Below are 17,237 nucleotides of genomic sequence, written 5' to 3'. Positions count from 1 at the left end.
GGGACGGGGAGGACACGGAGCTGCTGGAGCTGCTGGCGGGGGATGAGGAGCTGCCGGAGGAGCGGGTGGACGGGGAGTGCCTGAAGGGAGACCTGCGGGCGCTGCTGGAGCAGCTGCCGGAGCTGCAGGGTCGGGTGCTGAAGATGCGCTACGGCATCCCCACCGACGGAGACGTCCTGGCCGAGCCCATGAGCCTGAGTTCGATCGCCAAGGCCCTCGGCATGAGCCGCGACAAGACCCGCAACCTGGAGCGCAAGGCGCTGGAGGGCATCCGCTCCCAGTCGCGCCGGCTCGAGGGCTACCTGGCGGCCTGATCCAGCGGGCTGCCGGCGGCGCTGGCGTCGACCCACTCGCCGGCCAGCGTCCATTCCCCCAGGCTGCGGCGCTCCTCGAGATTGCGCCGGCCCACGTAGCGCCGTGCCTCCGGGTGCCGCCGCCACCAGGCAGCGGCGCGCTGTTCGTACTCCGCCTGGCGCAGAGCTCCCGGGGGATGGGTCTCGAGTCCATCGAGGATCAGGTCGGCCCGGGGGCGGCTCTGCCCGTGGGCGGCGTTGAGTGCCGCGAAGGCCCGGCCCTGCGCTGCCGGGTCGTAGACACTCGCCTGCAGCAGCGCCTGGGCATAGTCGTCGGCCTCGTGTTCGGCGGCCTTGCTGTAGGGGCGTTGCAGCAGCAGCGCCACAGTCCCGTCCGCCAGCTGGGCCAGGGTGCGGAACCCTCCCAGGCGGCGGCTGAGCAGCTCGAAGCGCACCCGGGCGAAGCAGTGCCCCAGCTCCACATGGCCGAGTTCATGGGCCAGCACCGACACCAGGGCGGCCTCGGACTCGAGCAGCTCCAGCAGCTCGGCGCACACCAGGATCACGCCCCCCGGCAGGGCCCAGGCATTGGCCGTGCCGCAGGCTCCCACGGCGTAGGCGCGGTAGCGGAACGGGCGTTGGCTGTGGGGGGCCAGGCCCGCCATCAGCGCGTCGAGGTAGCGCTGGTCGGGGTCGTCCGGCCGCACCTGGGCCTCGAAGCGCTGGCGCAGCACCTCCCCGAGAGCCTCCTCGTCGACATCGCCGACGGGCAGGGCCCGGCTGGCCAGCCGGTCCACCAGATGCAGCGGGGTGCCCAGCAGCTGGAAGGGCGTGGCCAGGGAGCTGCGCAGCGGCGGCGCCGGCCGGTCGCGCCAGAGCAGGGCGATCAGCCCGGCGCCGAAGGCCAGCAGCACGGCCAGCGCCGCCAGACGCCGGTTTCTTTGCGGGGCCGCGGAGGACTTCATCGCAGTCCGGATCTCAGTCCAGCCTGCCGCCGAAGCGGCTGGCCAGGGCATTCATGGCCAGCATCAGCACTCCCACCCCCACGAACACCAGGCCGCGCAGGCTCAGGTCGGCTGCGGACATGTCAATCCAGAGCAGGCGCACCAGACAGGCCGCCAGGCCCGCCAGGGCAAGGGTGCGGAACGGCGGTTCCCGCAGCAGCAGGCCCAGGGCGAAGACCACGAAGGCCTGGGCGGCCCAGAGCAGGGTGAGCAGCGAGCGGTCGTAGCGCAGGGCGAGGTAGTAGGCCACGGCCGCGAACAGCGGCAGGTACAACCAGCGGAACGGGCGGCGGGCCACCAGCCGGCCGATCCAGGCCAGCGGCGGCAGCCCGCCGGGGTTGCGCAGCAGGGCCGGGTCGAGCCAGCGATGGGCGGCCACGATGAACAGCACCTGCAGGGCGATCGCCAGCAGTCCGAGCAGCTGGGGCCGGCTCGCCCAGTGCAGGGAAGGCGAGGGCAGGGTGGCCAGGATCGCCACCAGCGTGGCCATCGCCAGCCAGAACAGGAGCACCGCATACACCTGCAGCCGGTTCGCGAACAGCCGCCGCAGCGGCGGGCTGAGCAGGGCCACGGCCAGTGCTGACCAGGCCAGCGGCCGCCAGAGCAGCTCCACCTCGTTGAGCACCAGCACCGCCACGGCCAGCAGGGTGGCCTCCAGCAGGCAGGGTTGCAGGCGCCGCCAGAGCGGCAGGCGCCGCAGGCCGGCGGCCGGCCGGAAGAACCAGCCATAGAGCAGCACCAGCACCGCCAGCAACTCGATCAGCAGGCGGCCCGGCAGCACCAGCGGCCCCAGGGTCACCGCCGCCGGGCTCTGGCTGATCACCAGCAGATAGGCGCCGCCGTAGGCCAGCAGGTTGATCAGCCCCAGCCCGAGCAGGTGCAAGGCATCGCGCGGCTCCAGGCGATCGGCTGTCTCCAGGTGCAGCAGGGCCAGCAGCAGCCAGGCGACTCCCGGCAGCAGCGGGGAGCGGGGGGCCAGCAGCAGGTAGACCCCGAGGCTGAGGCCGAGGCTGAACAGGTCGAGGCCCAGCCCCCGGGCCAGGGGCCAGGCCGCGCCCTGTTGCCGCACCCGCGGCCGCCGGCGTCCCGCCCCATGCAGCACCAGGGCCAGGGCCAGGACGGGCGCCAGATGCAGGAGCAGGGCACCGGGCTGCCAGGGCTGGCGGCTGAGCAGCAGCTCCCAGCTGACCCCGTGCACCACCGCCACCGCTGCGGTGCTGCCCGCCAGCAGGCCCTGCGGCCGCCAGCGCCGGGCCAGCACCAGCAGCAGGCCGAGCCCGGCCAGCGCCAGCCAGTTCCGTTGCGGCGCTGGCAGGCAGGCCAGGCTGCCGGTGAGCGCCAGGAGCGCGCCCATCCACCCCCCCAGCCAGCCCCAGGGCACGGTCAGGCGCCACCGGTCCAGCAGCAGCAGCAGGGCGGTGAACAGGGCCGCGCCGCCCAGCAGGGCGGCGGCGTGGCCGGCGGGCAGGGGAGCGGGGGTGCCCGCCGAACGCAGCAGCAGGGTGGCCAGCACCAGGCTGGTGCCGGTGCCCTGGAGGAGCAACCAGCCGGTGCGCCGGCTGGGCACGGCCTGGCGGTTCGCCAGCAGCAGCAGCGCGACCAGCGTGGGCGGCAGCAGCCGCGCCGCGAGGGGGGCCGCCTGCCACGGCTCGGGGCGCAGCAGCCACAGCCACAGCTGTCCGTGCAGACCCACCACCACGCCGTTCAGACCGGCTCTCACGCCGCAGGCCGGCCAGGGTCGTGCCAGCACCAGCAGCCCGCCCAGCAGCGCGGTGATCAGGGCCGGCCGCCAGGGCTCGGGACTGGTGAGCGCCAGCGCGAGGAGCAGCGGCACGCCGGCCAGCCAGCCCAGCAGGGGCGGCAGGGGCAGGGGCACGTCCCGGCGCCGCAGCAGCACCTGGGTGAGCACCAGCAGCAGGCCGGAGGCCAGCAGCACGGTGGTGGTCTGCCCCGCCGGCGCGAGCGGCCCCACCGGCAGCCGCTCGGTGGCCCCTGGCAGACGCTGCAGCAGCGTCACCAGCGCCATCGCCATGGCGCTCAGGGCGCTCAGGGCCCAGCCGGTGCGGCGGATCCACGCCTGCCGCTGCGCCGCTCCCAGCCACAGGAAGGCCAGGCACTCCGCCTGCACCACCAGCAGCAGCAGCAGGGGGTTGGCCACCAGCGGCTGCAGGCTGAACAGCGCCGCCACGGCGAAGCCCTGGCCGGTGAGGGCATCGGTGAGCGCAAGCCAGGGCCAGCCCCTGCGGCGACAGCGCTGGGCGAGCAGCAGGGCGGCCACTGCCACAAGGCCGAGGCTCAGGGCCCGCACCGCCGCCTGGCGCGGATAGAGCACCAGAGTGACGGCGAGGCCGGCCGCCTGGCTGAGCACCAGCGCCAGGGGCAGGGCGCGCAGCTCGGGGTGGCGCCAGCGGCGGTGGTGCTGCAACAGGGCGCCGCCCCCGAACACCAGCACGGCGGCCAGGGCCGCCCCAGCCCGCAGCCGGGGATCCACCGCCAGCAGCGGCTGGCTGCGCACCACCCAGGCCAGGTGGTAGAGCACGTAGGCCCAGGTCACCACCAGCTGGTGACCGCTCCAGCGGCGGCCGGGCGGCAGCCCCAGGCCGGTGAGCGCCACGGCGCTGGCGATCCCCAGGATCAGGCCCGACTGGGGCACGATCGCCAGCGGCACCAGGTTCACCACCACGTGCAGCGAGGCCACGGTCTGGGTGCGTGCCAGGGCGGCCAGCAGCAGGTTCGCCAGCACCGCCAGGGCGATCAGGGCCAGGGCCGGTTCCGGACGGTCGATCCACTGCAGCCCCAGCTGGGGGAGGCCGCCGGAGGCGGTGCAGGCGAGCAGGAACAGGGCTCCCCCGCCACTGCGCATCCAGGCGCTGAGGTTGCGCCAGCGGGGGCGCCCGCCCACCAGCAGGGAGGGGGTCGTCAGGCCCAGGGCGACCAGGCTGGTGAGCAGGAAGCGTTGCAGCGGCGAAAGTCGCAGGGCTGCGTGGATGGCGATGAAGCTCACCCCCGCCACCAGCACCACCACGCCGAGGATCCCGGTCCAGTTCTCCACCAGCAGCCGCTCCAGGCGTTGCCGCAGGTCGGGGCCGAGTGGCGGCTTCCCGCCAGTCGGCGATCCGGGCGGCAGAGGGGGAGGGGGCGCGGGCGGTGCGAGCGCCGGTGGCGGCGGGGGGGCGGCGGCTGCGGACGGCTCCGGGGCCTGCAGCCAGCGCGGCAGGGGCTGGGGTTGGGGCGGTGGTTCGGGGGCGGCCCTGGCGGAACCCGGCCCAGCCGCAGGCCGGGGGGTCTCAGCCAGCTGCCGGAGCGGTTCCGGCCGCTGGCCTTCCAGCTGCTGCACGGCCTCCTCGAGCCGGTTCAGCCGCTCGCGCAGCAGCCGGCGCTCGCGCAGGAGCAGCCCGAGACCCACCAGGCCGAGCAGGACCCAGAAGCACACGGCGGAGGCTGGCTGGTGGCGCCCCCTGCCTAGCGGGGGCGGGGGCGCTCCGTCAGCGCCTTGTCACTGCCGTTGACCGCCGGCCGGATGAGCTCAGAAGAACTGATCGAAGTTGTCGAAGTCCACGGCACTGAAGGTGCCGTTCTCCACCTGGGCCATCAGCCGCTCCAGCTGCACCCACAGGGCCCCGGCGGTGGCCACCGAGAGGATGAACGACACCAGCAGCGCCACCCCGGAGGAGAAGCCGAACACCTGCAGGCTGCCACCGATGAACAGCGTCACGCCGATCACCACGCCGATGTAGGGCAGGGTGGTGACGCCGCTGCCCAGGGGCAGCAGGGCCAGCCGGTCCTGCTTCCAGGCCTCCAGCTTGTCGCGCACCAGCCGGGCGAAGGTGAGGCCGCAGAGCACACCGATGGCCAGCCCCAGGCCGGCCACCAGGTAGGGCGGCTGCATCAGCACGCCCACCTCCAGCAGGAACGCGGCGGCGTCCAGATCGCTGAACAGCTCCACGGCGCCTGCATCGCCGCCGGGTTCGATGGCGGCGAGGTGGCTGGCGGCGGTGAACAGGGCGGAGGACAGGATCGGGGTGGGAGGAGTCGGGGCGGAAAGGATCACAGGGGGCCGCAGGCTGGGGCTGACCCTAGAGGCGCTTCAGGCGGCCGGAGCGAGCGGGTTGAGCCGGGCCAGCACGCCCCCAGCCAGCTTGGCGGGCGTGAAGGTGCGGCGCAGCAGCCCCACCAGCGCCCGCAGATCCTCGGTGTGCAGATGGTCTCCCTGCACGAGGGTGAGCAGCAGCCGCTGCCGCAGGCTGCTGCCTTCGGGGCCCAGCAGCAGCTTCAGGCCCGAGCCCATCACCGGCAGCAGGTCCGGACCGGAGCCGCTCCCCTCGACCACGGCCAGCAGGTTCTCCAGCCGCTGCACCCGCAGGCGGCCGTCGCTGTCGAACAGCACCTCCAGCAGCTTGTCGCGCATCTCGGCGGTGTCGCCCGCCAGCAGGCGCCGGGCCACGTAGGGGTAGGCCACCCGGATGATCTTGAAGTCGGGGTCGAGCCGCAGGGCCAGACCCTCCTGACTCACCACCGCCCGGATGATCAGGGCGAAGCGGGCCGGCACCCGGAAGGGATAGTCGTACATCAGCTCGGAGAACCGATCGGTGACCGACTTGAAGTTGAAGCTGCCCACGTTCTCCCCCAGCGCGCCGCCCAGGGCATCCTCGAGGGCGGGGATGATCGGCTCGCGGTCGCTGTCCGGCTTGAGAAAACCCAGCGCCACGAAGTCCTCCGCCAGGGCGCGGAAGTCGCGGTTGATCAGATGCACCACCGCGCCGGTGAGGGTGAGCCGGTCGGCGTCAGTGATCGAATCCATCATCCCGAAGTCCACATAGGCCACATGGCCGAGGGCGCCGCTGCGGCCGGGGAGGGCGAAGAGGTTGCCGGGATGGGGGTCGGCGTGGAAGTAGCCGAACTCGAGAAGCTGGCGCAGGCCGGCGATCACGCAGGTGCGGATCAGGGCGGAGGGATCCAGACCCTGGGCCTCGAGGGCCCGCCGCTCCTGCAGTTTCGTGCCGTGGATCCAGGTGGTGGTGAGCACGTGCCGCGCGCTCAGCTCGCGCTCCACCTGGGGCACCGTGACTTCCGGGTGGTGCTCGAACAGGGTGGAGAAGCGCTCGGCGTTGTCGGCCTCGCGGCGGTAGTCGATCTCCTCGAACAGGGAGCGGCCGAACTCGTCGATGATCTCGGCCAGCCCCACCCCGAGGTTGAGCGGCAGCAGCGGCGCGCTGAGCGTGCCGAGCAGGCGGATCAGCACCAGATCACGGCGGAGGATCCGCTCCAGGCCCGGGCGCTGCACCTTCACCGCCACCCAGCGTCCGTCACCCAGCCGGGCCCGGTACACCTGCCCGAGGCTGGCCGCCGCCACGGGGTAGTCGGGGAACTCCTCGAACAGCTGGCTGGCGGGGGCGCCCAGCTCGGCCTCGATCGTGGCCAGGGCCACCGCCAGGGGAAAGGGGGGCAGGTTGTCCTGCAGCTGGGTGAGTTCCTCCAGCCAGTCGCGCCGCACCAGATCCGGACGGGTGGAGAGCGCCTGGCCCACCTTGATGAAGCAGGGTCCCAGGTTGGTGAGGGTGGCGAGGATGCGCTGGCCCAGCCGGCGCTGCACCGCGGCGTCCCGGCTGCCGCCGCGCAGTGCCAGCACCAGCGTGAGGCTGCCCAGCTGCCAGAGCACGCTGCCCAGCCGGCCGAGGAGCATCCAGGGCCGCCGCATCAGCCAGCGCCGGTCGGCCCTCGGGTCGTAGACGGGGCTGGTGGGGGCGGCGGTCAAGGGCGTGGCGGGCCGCCGGCGGCGGCGGGGGCGATGGCCAGACTCTAGAAAGCGCGCACCGGTTCCCTTGCTCCGTTCACTGGCGCCTGCCCCCGGTCGTGCGCCGGATCCCCTGCCGCTGGGCCGGGCGCTCAGGGCCCGGTGGCCGGGACCGCCCTGGAGCCGGCCCCTGGAGCTGCATCTGCCCGCCCATGGCCGCGGCCGCGGCCTGGCCCCGGACCTGGCGGCCCTGCTGCGCCAGCCCCCCGGCAGCTGGGACCTGCCGGAACTGCCGGCCATCGGCGGGCTCCTGGAGCCGGTGGGGGCCGTGGCCGACGCCCAGCGGGCCTGCGCCGAACTGCTCGGCGCCGAACGCTGCTGGTTTGGGGTGAATGGCGCCAGCGGCCTGCTGCAGGCGGCCCTGCTCGCCCTGGCACCGCCGGGCAGCAGGGTGCTGCTGCCCCGCAACCTGCACCGGTCCCTGCTGCACGGCTGCGTGCTGGGACAGCTGCGGCCGGTGCTGTTCAACCTGCCCTTCGATCCGGCCAGCGGCCTCTGGCGGCCTCCGGACGCCCCCTGGCTGGAGCGGGTGCTGGCGGCGGCCCTGGCGCAGGGGCCCCTGGCGGCGGTGGTGCTGGTGTCCCCCACGTATCAGGGCTTCAGCGCCGATCTGGTGGCGCTGACCCCGCTGGTGCACGCCGCTGGACTGCCGCTGCTGGTGGACCAGGCCCACGGCGGCGGCGAGGCCCTGGCGGCCGGAGCCGATCTGGTGGTGCTCTCCTGTCAGAAGGCCGGCGGCGGTCTGGCCCAGAGCGCCGCCCTGCTGGCCCAGGGGCCGCGGCACGAGCCGGCGGCGATCGCCCGCAGCCTGCTCTGGCTGCAGACGTCCAGCCCCAGCGCCCTGCTGCTGGCCTCGGCGGAGGCGGCCCTGCGCCACGCCGGCAGTCCGGCCGGCCGTGTCCGCCGCCGCCGCGCCGAGGCCGTGGCGGCCCGGCTGAAGCGGCGCTGCGCCGGTCTGGGCCTGCCGCTGCTGCGCAATCACGATCCCCTGCGCCTGGTGCTGCACACGGCTGCCCTGGGCATCAACGGACTCCAGGCCGACCGCTGGCTGCTGGAGCGGGGCGTGATCGCCGAGCTGCCCGAGCCCGGGGCGCTCACCTTCTGCCTGGGGGAGGTGCCGCCGCCGGGCGTGGCCCGCCGCCTGCCGCGGGCCCTGGCCGCGCTGGTGCGGCAGCAGGGGGGCGATCCCCTGGCGCCCTTCAGCCCGCCGCCGCTGCCGCTGGTGGCTGAGCCGGAGCTGGCCCTGGACCGCGCCTGGCGGGCACCGGCCCTGGCGGTGTCGCTGGCGGAGGCCGCCGGCCACCTGGCCGCCGAGCCGCTCTGCCCCTACCCCCCCGGCATCCCCCTGCTGGTGCCCGGGGAGCGGATCGACGCCGCCCGGGCGGCCTGGCTGGCCGCGGAGGCCCTCCGGTGGCCCGGCCAGATCGCTGATACGGTGAAGGTTGTGGCCAGCTGACGCCCCGTGGCCGGACCACCAACCCCCTTCAGCTGGGACTTCGTGACGCCGGGGTTGCCCGACGGCGCCTTCGCCGACGCCCCCGGCTTCAGCCCCACGCCGATGGAGCTGCGGGTGATGCTGCTGGCCCACCTGCGGCCCCGGGCCGACTCGCTGGTGTGGGACGTGGGCGGCGGCACCGGCGCCCTGGCCCTGGAGATCGCCAGGCTGATGCCGGCCGGTGCCGTGCACACCCTGGAGCGGGACCCGGAGGCGATCGCCCTGCTGGAGCGCAACCGGCAGCGCTTCGGCATCGCCAACCTGCACATCCACGCCGGCGCGGCCCCGGACGACCTGGAGTTGCTGCCGCCGCGGCCCGACCGGGTGCTGCTGGAGGTGGGCCGTCCCCTCGGCGCGGTGCTGGCGGCGGTGTGGCAGGCGCTGCAGCCCGGCGGCCGGCTGGTGATCAGCACCGCCAGCCTGGAGGGGCTGGTGGATGCCACCGACACCCTCAGCCAGCTGGCCGCCCGGGATGTGCAGGTGGTGCAGGCCACCGTGCACCGGATGCAGCGCCGCGGCAGCCAGGCCAAGCTGGCGGCGGCGGAGCCGCTGTTCCTGATCGCGGCCGAACGCCCTTGAGTCCGCCGCCGCCCCTCGCCACGCCTACCCCGTCCCGGTCCCGCAAGGCCACCTCCCTGGCCCGGCTGGCGAGCGGCTGTGCCGTGGGCGGGTTCGGCCTCGTGGTGGTGACCCTGGGCGGCTGGTGGTTCACGGTGGCCGTGGGGGTGATCGTGCATCTGGCCCTGCTGGAGTTCTTCCGCATGGCCCAGTTCAAGGGGATCCGCCCCGCCACCAAGACCACCCTGGTGGCGGTGCAGCTGTTGCTGTTCACCACCCAGGCGGCCAGCCAGGCGGCCGGCGCCGGCGGCTGGCTGGTGGCCGACGTGGCGGCGGCGGTGCTGCCCGCCTCCGGAGCGGTGATCTGCGGCTGGCTGCTGCTGCAGCCGGTGACGGGCACGATCGCCGACATCGCCGCCTCGATCTTCGGACTGTTCTACCTGGGCTTTCTGCCCAGCCACTGGATCAAGCTGCGGGCCCTGCCCGACAGCGGGCTGGCGCTCACCCTGCTGGCCTGCCTGCTGATCGTGGCCACCGACATCGGCTCCTACGTGATCGGCCGGCGCCTGGGGCGGCGGCCATTGTCACCGATCTCCCCCGGCAAGACCGTGGAAGGCGCCCTGGGCGGGGTGGCCTGCGCCATGGCCGTGGGGCTGATCGGCGGGTTCTGGATCGGCTGGCGGTGGGGCTGGCTGATCGGGGCGGTGCTGGGGGCGGTGGTGGCCCTGTTCGCGGTGGTGGGCGACCTCACCGAATCGATGATGAAGCGCGACGCGGGGCTGAAGGATTCCGGCGACGCCATCCCCGGCCATGGCGGTGTTCTGGACCGGATCGACAGCTACCTGTTCGTGCCGGCGGTGGTCTATTCCCTGGTGACGCTGGTGCTGCCGTTGCTGCAGCGTTAGGCCCACCCCTGGGGGATGACTGCTGGTGGATGGCTAGGGGATGACCGTGGCTTCACCCTCCAGCACCACCATGCCGGCTTCAACGGCCACCCGCTGCAGCCGCAGGGGCGGTTCGAACGGCAGCAGGCTGCGCAGGCTGCCGTCCAGGCTGGCCACCTCAACGCCGCCCTCGCAGGACCGCAGCGTGGTCTCCAGTTCCACCGGTCTGGGCTCCGCCACGCCCTGCGCCACCAGCACCAGGCGCTCCCCCCGCACCTGCAGGCCCACCAGCGGCGTGATCCCCACCAGTTCCTCGGCCAGCTGATCGGCGATGGCGCGCCAGCGGGGCTGGGCGAAGGACCGGCTGAGCCCCGCAGCCGTGAGGCTCACCAGTCCGCTGACGCGAAAACTCTGCTGCAGCTGCACGCCCTGCCCCCGCCAGAGGTGGCCCATCTGCACCTGCAGGGGCCCGCTGACCAGCTCCACCAGCTCCAGGTCGAGGTTCTGGTAGGTGACCCCCCGGGCCTTCACCTGCACCCCGGCCAGGCGGCCGCGCAGCAGCGCTCCGGCGGAGCCCCGCAGCTGGATCTCCAGGGTCTCCACCCGCTGGCACTGCTGACGCAGCCACAGCTGCAGGGCGGCCGAGAGCAGGTGCAGCAGCGGGCCACCCTGATCGGGGCCTGTGCCGTCCGGGCCGGCGGGGGGTGGCGGAGGCGGGGGGGACTGGGTCACGGCGTGGTGGCTGGCCGGCGCAGCCAGGTGGCCGCCACGGTGTCGGGCTGGTCGATGTGGGGCAGGTGGCCGCAGTGCTGCAGCTCCTGCACGCGATCGCCCAGGAGGTCCAGAACGGCCCGTTTCTGGGGGGCGCGCAGGATGCGGTCCTGGGCTCCCCAGAGCACCTGCAGCGGCTGGGGCGGCAGGGGGGTGCCGCAGCCGGCGAAGCCTCCGGAACGGGCGAAGGCGGCCAGGGCCTCGGCCCAGCGCGGTGCCTGCAGGTGCAGCGAGGCGATCTCCAGTTCCGCCGGCCCCACGCCCCTGTCGGGATCGGCGAAGGCGCTGCGGCAGAGGCCGCGGCGCACGCCCTGCAGGGCCAGGAAGCGCACCCCCAGGCCATCGAGCAGGGGCGGCAGCGGCATGGGCCGGCCGCTGAGCCCCGCCGGTGCCAGCAGCAGCAGGCGGTCGATGCTGCCGGACAGGCGCCGGGCCAGCTCCACCGCCACCGCGCCCCCCATCGAGGCGCCGATCAGGCCGATCCCCCCTGCGCGGCTGCCCGAGCCCCGGCGGCCGCCGTCATGCTGCTCCGCGATCGCCGCCAACAGCCGCTCCAGGTGGTCGAGCACCGGTCCCGGTCCGTAGGGGCCGGCGGCGGGGCGCGGCGTGAAGCCGAAGCCGTGCAGGTCGGGGATGAACAGCCGGTGGCCGGCGGCCAGCAGCGGTGCCAGCCGGCGGAACTCGAGGAAGGAACTGTCGAAGCCGTGCAGCAGCAGCAGCGGCGCTCCCTCCCCGAGCACCGCCACGGGCCACTCCCCCGGCAACCCGGCCAGGGACCACCACTGCACCCGGGCGGCCAGGTCGCGGCCCTGGGGATCGAGCAGGCCGGCGGCGGCCTCACTCACCAGCGCCCTGCAGCGCTCCTGCTGGTCGCGGGGGATCACGCCGGCTGCCGGTCTGGGCTGCAGAGGGCCTCGCTGGTGGTGCTCACCATCGCCGCCAGCAGATCGGCATGGCCGACTGGGAAGGGCAGGTGGTGCAGGTCGGAGCCGGGGGCGCAGGCATGGACGCACACCGTCTCCAGGTCGCTGAGGCTGGCCTGGCCCAGGCCCAGTTCCGCCAGCGTGGAGGGAATCCCCAGCCGCCGGAACAGGGGCAGCAGCTGCCGGCGCGCCTGGGCCGCGAGCTGCTGCCCGCCCACCAGCTCCTCCAGCCGCAGCTGCACCAGGATGCCGAAGCCCACCTTCTCGCCGTGCAGGCTGCCGTGGCATGCGGCCAGGTGGGTGAGGCCGTTGTGAACGGCATGGGCGGCCACGGTGCGGCAGCGGGCGCCGCCGAGCCCACCGATCAGGCCGGCGGTGAGCCCGCAGGCCTCGGCCACCCGCACCCAGGCCTGGCTGGGGGGCTGGTGGGGCTGGGCGGCGTCGGCGAGGGCGGCCTCGGCCTCCAGCAGCAGCTGGTCGCGCAGCACCCGCGCCATCTGCACCGCCTGCTGGATCAGGCCGTCGTGGCTGCCGCCGCTGCTCACCGCGGCCTCGTACCACTTGGCCATGGCGTCGGCGATGCCGCTCGCCAGCGTGCGGGGCGGGGCCTGGCGCACCAGCTGGTGATCGAACACCAGCAGATCCGGGCAGCGGTCCAGGACCACATCCCCGAGGAAGGCGCCCTGGGGTGAATAGAGATTGGAGAGGGCGGTCCAGCCGGCGCAGGTGGCGGCGCTGGTGGGCACGGTGACGCAGGGCAGTGCCAGCCTCTGGGCCAGCAGCTTGCCGGCGTCGAGCACCTTGCCGCCGCCGGCGGCCAGCACCAGATCCACGCCCCAGCCATGGGCCTCGGCCTGCAGGCGCTCCAGATCCTCGGCGCAGCAGTCGTGCTCCAGCTCGGCCTGGCGCACCCCCAGGCCGTCGGCCTCGACCTCGGCGGCGAGCCGCCGCCGCAGCTCCGCCGTGGTCCGGCTGCGGCCGAGCAGCAGCACCTCGCGGCCGAGGCCGGCGATCAGAGGACGGGCGTCGGTCCAGGCTCCGGCACCGCGCAGGACCCGCGCCGGAGCGATGCTGTGGCTGCTCAAAGAGCCGTGGCTGCTCACGGAGCTGTGGCTGCTCCTGGCGGGCGCGCCCTCGCCGGTGGGTTCCGCGCGGGGGTGTGGGCTCTGGGCTGCGGTCATCGCACAATCGTATGCAGTGGCTGGAGCCAGCGGCCATGACGCGCGCCGCCATTGCCGTGGACGCACCGCTCACCCGGGACGCCGCGGTGGCCATCGCCGAGGCCGGCGGCAACGCCGTGGACATCACGGTGGCGGCAGCCCTCACCGCCACCCTCAGCGAGACGCTGATGTGCTCCCTGGGCGGCTCCGGCTTCCTGATGGTGCAGCGGGCCGCTCAGCCGCCCGAGCTGATCGACGGGGCCGATGTGGTGCCTTCCGGTGACCCGGGCAAGGCCGACGTGTGGGAGATCAGCCTGCCCTACGGCGATGGCATCACCCTGCGGGCGGGACCGGGCTCGGTGGCGGTGCCCGGTCTGCTGGCCTGTCTGCATCTCGCCTGGCGGCGCCATGGCTCGCTGCCCTGGCGGGAGCTGGTGCAGCCGGCGCTCGATCTGGCCCGCCGGGGCTGGCCGGTGGGGGTCACCACGGCCCGCTGGCTGGCGATCGCAGGCGAGCCGCTGCTGGCCCGCCAGCAGGCGAGCCGCGACTGCTTTCTGGCCGCTGGCCGGCGCCCCCTGCGGGAGGGGGAGCGGCTGCGGTTTCCCGGCATGGCCAGCACGCTGGAGCTGGTGGCGCGCGAGGGAGCCGCTGCCCTCTATGGCGGCGATCTGGGGGCTGTCTGGGCCGAGACCATGGCGGCCTGCGGCGGCCTGGTGACCCTGGCCGATCTGGCGCGCTACCGGGCCGTGGTGCGCCGTCCGCTGCGGCACCGCAGCAGCGGCTTCCAGCTGGCCCTCAACCCGGCGCCGGCCCGGGGCGGTGCGGCGCTGGACCGGTTGCTGGCACTGATGGAGTGCAGCCCGGTGGAGCGGCGCCGGGGGGCGCCCTGGCTGCTGCACCAGGCCCGCGCCCAGTTGGAACTGGCCCGCTGGCGAGAGGGGCCGCGGCGGACGGCGCCGGCCAGCACCACCCAGATCAGCGTGCTCACGGCCAGGGGGGACCGGGTGTCGCTCACCCTCAGCAGCGGCTACGGGGCCGGGATCACCATCCCCGGCACCGGCATCGCCTGCAACAACAGCCTGGGCGAGCCGGAACTCAACCCCGGCGGCTATCTGGCCGCGTCCCCCGGCACGCGCCTGCCCAGCAACATGGCTCCCACCCTGGCCAGCCACGGCGACGGACGGTTGCTGGCCTTCGGTTCGCCCGGTGCCAGCCGCATCACCACCGCCCTGGCCCAGGTGTGGTGGCGCTATGCCAAGGAGGGTCTGGACCTGGAGGCGGCGATCACGGCTCCCAGGCTGCACGTGAACGCGGAAACCAGTCCGCGGCCACGGCTGTTGCTGGAGCCCGGTCTGGAACCGGAGCTGGAGTCTGATGCCGTGCCGCCAGAGCTCAAGGCCGAGCTTGAGGCCTTCGAGCTGCGCTGCTTCGACGCCCCCGACATGTACTTCGGGGGCGTGAAGCTGGTGGCGCAGCTGGCGGATGGATCCCTGCTGGCGCTGGCCGATCCCCGGCGGGGGGGATCGACGGCAGTCACCGGCGGGGGGATCTGAACCGCCGCTGGATCAGGCCCCGGCGCCGGCCAGTTCCGGAACCGCCGGTGCGGCGGTGTCCTGCTTGCGGATCACCACCTGCTTGTCGTCGTTGACGTCCACCAGGGCGTGGTCGCCCTCGCCGATGCGGGCGCTGAGGAATTCCTCGGCCAGGGAGTCCTCGAGCAGGCGCATCACGGCACGGCGCAGGGGGCGGGCGCCGTAGGAGGGGTTGTAGCCCTCCTCCACCAGCCGCTCCTTGAAGGCGTCGGTCACCGCCAGGTGGATGCCCTTCTCCTCCATGCGGCCGAACACCTCCCTGAGCATGATCTCGGCGATCTCCTTCACCTCATCGCGGCTGAGCTGACGGAAGACGATGATCTCGTCGAGACGGTTGAGGAACTCGGGGCGGAAGTACTGCTTGAGCTCCTCGTTCACCAGCGAGCGGATGCGGTTGTACTGGGTTTCCTCTGCCGCTTCGCCGGAGAACTCGAAGCCGAGGCCGCCGCCGCCCTTCTCGATCACCTTCGAACCGATGTTCGAGGTCATGATGATCAGAGTGTTCTTGAAGTCCACCGTGCGGCCCTTGGAGTCGGTGAGGCGGCCGTCCTCCAGCAGCTGCAGCAGCAGGTTGAACACATCGGGGTGGGCCTTCTCGATCTCGTCGAACAGCACCACCGTGTAGGGCCGGCGCCGCACCGCCTCGGTGAGCTGGCCACCCTCGTTGAAGCCCACGTAGCCAGGAGGCGAACCGATCAGCTTGCTGACCGTGTGGCGCTCCATGAACTCCGACATGTCGAGGCGGATCATCGCCTCCTCGCTGCCGAAGAAGTAGGCGGCCAGGGCCTTGGTGAGCTCGGTCTTGCCCACGCCGGTGGGGCCGGAGAAGATGAAGCTGGCGATCGGCCGGTTGGGGTTCTTCAGACCCACGCGGGCGCGGCGGATGGCGCGCGAGACCGCCTTGACGGCTTCGTCCTGGCCGATCAGGCGCTGGTGGAGGGTCTCCTCCATGTTCAGCAGCTTGGCCGACTCGCTCTCGGTGAGCTTCTGCACCGGCACGCCGGTCCAGGAGGCGACGATGTGGGCGATGTCCTCCTCGGTCACGGTGGGACCGCGGTCGATGTCCTCCAGGGCGTGGGCCTCGCTGGCCGCGACCGTGGGTTCATCGCTGGTTTCCGCGTCGGCGGTGGCGCCTTCGCTCTTGCGGGCCTGAAGGATGTTGCGGATCTGATCGCGCAGCTCCACCTCCTTGTCGCGCAGTTCGCCGGCCTTGGCGAAGTCCTGCTCGCGCACGGCGTCCTCCTTCTCCTTCTGCACCGCCCTCAGCTGCTTGTCGATCTCCTTGGCCGCCGGGGGCAGCTTGGAGTTCATCAGCCGCACACGGCTGCCGGCCTCGTCGATCAGGTCGATCGCCTTGTCGGGCAGGAAGCGGTCGGAGATGTAGCGGTCGCCCAGGGTGGCGGCGGCGATCAGGGCCTGATCCTCGATCGTGAGCCGGTGGTGCTCCTCGTAGCGGTCCTTGAGGCCGCGCAGGATCTCGATCGTGTCCTCCACCGAGGGCTCGCCCACCATCACCGGCTGGAAGCGCCGCTCGAGGGCGGCGTCGCGCTCGATGTGCTTGCGGTATTCGTCCAGGGTGGTGGCGCCGATGCACTGCAGCTCACCCCTGGCCAGGGCGGGCTTGAGGATGTTGGCAGCATCGATGGCGCCCTCGGCGGCACCGGCGCCGATCAATGTGTGCACCTCGTCGATCACGAGGATCACGTTGCCCGCGCCGCGGATCTCCTCCATGATCTTCTTGAGGCGCTCCTCGAACTCGCCCCGGTACTTGGTGCCGGCCACCAGCAGGCCGATGTCGAGGGTGAGGACGCGCTTGTCCTCGAGGATGTCGGGCACATCGCCCGACTGGATGCGCTGGGCGAGACCCTCGGCGATGGCGGTCTTGCCGACGCCGGGCTCGCCGATCAGCACCGGATTGTTCTTGGTGCGGCGGCCGAGGATCTGGATCACCCGCTCGATCTCGTGCTGGCGGCCCACCACCGGGTCGAGCTTGCCGTCGGCGGCCTGCTGGGTGAGGTTGCTGCCGAACTCGTCGAGGGTGGGGGTCTTGGTGGAACCCTTGCCACCGCCGCCGCCGGCGGCCACCTCGGCGGTCTCGCCGAGCATGCGGATGACCTGGGTGCGGACCTTGGCCAGATCCACGCCGAGGTTCTCGAGCACGCGGGCGGCGACGCCCTCACCCTCGCGGATCAGGCCGAGCAGCAGGTGCTCGGTGCCGATGTAGTTGTGACCCAGCTGGCGGGCCTCCTCCAGGGAGAGCTCCAGCACCCGCTTGGCGCGGGGGGTGAAGGGGATCTCCACCGCCACGAAGCCGGAGCCGCGGCCGATGATCTTCTCCACCTCCACGCGGGCGTCCTTGAGATTGACGCCCATCGACTTGAGCACCTTGGCGGCGACGCCCGTGCCCTCGCCGATCAGCCCCAGGAGGATCTGCTCGGTGCCCACGAAGTTGTGGCCCAGCCTGCGGGCCTCCTCCTGGGCCAGCATGATCACCTTGATGGCCTTCTCGGTAAACCGCTCGAACATGGGGCGGGGCCTGTTGCACGTTGGTCCAACCTATCAGGATTGACAGGGAGGGTGTGATCGGCGCGACCCGGCGGGCAGATCCCCCGTGGCACCAGCGCCGGCAGGTGTTCTGAGTGCAGCAGAAGGCTCTGGATTCAGCCGTTTTCGCCATAACAAAATCCGGTAAACCGAACCGTTCCGCAACAGGAATAGCTCCGTCTGCCGCCGCTCAGGCAGGGCAGATCGGGATCAGGGGAT

At 73.2% G+C, this 17,237-nt stretch carries 13 protein-coding genes; 5 read left to right on the top strand and 8 right to left on the bottom strand.

Translation table 11 applies throughout. From position 1 onward, the window contains the following. Positions 1 to 314: sigma factor-like helix-turn-helix DNA-binding protein (locus tag KBY90_RS11545; RefSeq protein ID WP_315858735.1), on the top strand; the 314-nt coding region annotated here is incomplete at its 5' end. Here the strand turns inward: KBY90_RS11545 and KBY90_RS11540 are convergent. The 4 genes from KBY90_RS11540 to KBY90_RS11525 form a co-directional block, all read right to left on the bottom strand. Next, positions 299 to 1,258, bottom strand: a complete 960-nt coding sequence (locus KBY90_RS11540; protein ID WP_254968790.1) for a M48 family metalloprotease — start codon at positions 1,256 to 1,258, stop codon at positions 299 to 301. The two genes, KBY90_RS11545 and KBY90_RS11540, sit on opposite strands and share 16 nt — an antisense overlap. Positions 1,259 to 1,271: 13 nt before the next feature. After that, positions 1,272 to 4,730: a hypothetical protein gene (locus tag KBY90_RS11535; RefSeq protein ID WP_254968789.1), complete on the bottom strand. Its 3,459-nt coding sequence runs from the start codon at positions 4,728 to 4,730 to the stop codon at positions 1,272 to 1,274. A gap of 93 nt (positions 4,731 to 4,823) precedes the next feature. Further along, the gene (locus KBY90_RS11530; protein ID WP_315858736.1) at positions 4,824 to 5,243 is read right to left on the bottom strand and encodes a hypothetical protein; all 420 of its coding nucleotides are present in this window, start codon (positions 5,241 to 5,243) and stop codon (positions 4,824 to 4,826) included. Positions 5,244 to 5,384: 141 nt separating this feature from the next. Beyond that, entirely contained in the window at positions 5,385 to 6,995 is a 1,611-nt protein-coding gene (locus tag KBY90_RS11525) for an ABC1 kinase family protein (protein ID WP_396122577.1), read from the bottom strand. 175 nt (positions 6,996 to 7,170) lie between these two features. Here KBY90_RS11525 and KBY90_RS11520 point away from each other — a divergent pair, with 175 nt between their 5' ends. Genes KBY90_RS11520 through KBY90_RS11510 form a run of 3 tightly spaced genes read left to right on the top strand, consistent with a single transcriptional unit; the run spans position 7,171 to position 10,049 of the window. Next, entirely contained in the window at positions 7,171 to 8,547 is a 1,377-nt protein-coding gene (locus KBY90_RS11520) for an aminotransferase class I/II-fold pyridoxal phosphate-dependent enzyme (RefSeq protein WP_254968799.1), read from the top strand. A gap of 6 nt (positions 8,548 to 8,553) precedes the next feature. Further along, positions 8,554 to 9,165: a precorrin-6Y C5,15-methyltransferase subunit CbiT gene (gene cbiT, locus KBY90_RS11515; RefSeq protein WP_254968788.1), complete on the top strand. Its 612-nt coding sequence runs from the start codon at positions 8,554 to 8,556 to the stop codon at positions 9,163 to 9,165. Beyond that, positions 9,162 to 10,049, top strand: coding sequence for a phosphatidate cytidylyltransferase (locus tag KBY90_RS11510; protein WP_396122574.1), 888 nt, complete (start codon positions 9,162 to 9,164; stop codon positions 10,047 to 10,049). Before cbiT ends, KBY90_RS11510 begins: the two co-directional genes overlap by 4 nt. A gap of 33 nt (positions 10,050 to 10,082) precedes the next feature. Here KBY90_RS11510 and KBY90_RS11505 read toward each other — a convergent pair whose 3' ends face one another. The 3 genes from KBY90_RS11505 to KBY90_RS11495 are packed head-to-tail and all read right to left on the bottom strand — an operon-like array spanning position 10,083 to position 12,903. Next, positions 10,083 to 10,760: a DUF2993 domain-containing protein gene (locus tag KBY90_RS11505; protein ID WP_254968787.1), complete on the bottom strand. Its 678-nt coding sequence runs from the start codon at positions 10,758 to 10,760 to the stop codon at positions 10,083 to 10,085. After that, positions 10,757 to 11,683, bottom strand: coding sequence for an alpha/beta fold hydrolase (locus KBY90_RS11500; protein ID WP_254968786.1), 927 nt, complete (start codon positions 11,681 to 11,683; stop codon positions 10,757 to 10,759). The genes KBY90_RS11505 and KBY90_RS11500 overlap by 4 nt, the downstream gene beginning before the upstream one ends. Continuing rightward, entirely contained in the window at positions 11,680 to 12,903 is a 1,224-nt protein-coding gene (locus KBY90_RS11495) for an iron-containing alcohol dehydrogenase family protein (protein WP_254968785.1), read from the bottom strand. Before KBY90_RS11495 ends, KBY90_RS11500 begins: the two co-directional genes overlap by 4 nt. Positions 12,904 to 12,938: 35 nt before the next feature. Between KBY90_RS11495 and KBY90_RS11490 the strand changes: the two genes are divergently transcribed. Next, a complete protein-coding gene (locus KBY90_RS11490; RefSeq protein WP_254968783.1) occupies positions 12,939 to 14,435 on the top strand; it encodes a gamma-glutamyltransferase in 1,497 nt (498 codons plus the stop codon). Between the two features lie 12 nt (positions 14,436 to 14,447). Here the strand turns inward: KBY90_RS11490 and KBY90_RS11485 are convergent, their stop codons facing one another. Beyond that, positions 14,448 to 17,000, bottom strand: coding sequence for an ATP-dependent Clp protease ATP-binding subunit (locus KBY90_RS11485; protein ID WP_254968782.1), 2,553 nt, complete (start codon positions 16,998 to 17,000; stop codon positions 14,448 to 14,450). Between the last annotated feature and the right edge of the window lie 237 nt (positions 17,001 to 17,237).

The sequence above is a fragment of the Cyanobium sp. CH-040 genome (assembly GCF_024346135.1).
Lineage (GTDB): Bacteria > Cyanobacteriota > Cyanobacteriia > PCC-6307 > Cyanobiaceae > NIES-981.
The sequence above is the reverse complement of the archived record's forward strand: the minus strand, read 5'-3'. Positions and strand labels throughout refer to the sequence as shown.

Coding starts and splice junctions, on each gene's coding strand:
- KBY90_RS11540 (WP_254968790.1), bottom strand. CDS start 1,258: ATGAAGTCCTCCGCGGCCCCGCAAAGAAACCGGCGTCTGGCGGCGCTG.
- KBY90_RS11525 (WP_396122577.1), bottom strand. CDS start 6,995: ATGCGGCGGCCCTGGATGCTCCTCGGCCGGCTGGGCAGCGTGCTCTGG.
- KBY90_RS11495 (WP_254968785.1), bottom strand. CDS start 12,903: ATGACCGCAGCCCAGAGCCCACACCCCCGCGCGGAACCCACCGGCGAG.
- KBY90_RS11490 (WP_254968783.1), top strand. CDS start 12,939: ATGACGCGCGCCGCCATTGCCGTGGACGCACCGCTCACCCGGGACGCC.
- KBY90_RS11485 (WP_254968782.1), bottom strand. CDS start 17,000: ATGTTCGAGCGGTTTACCGAGAAGGCCATCAAGGTGATCATGCTGGCC.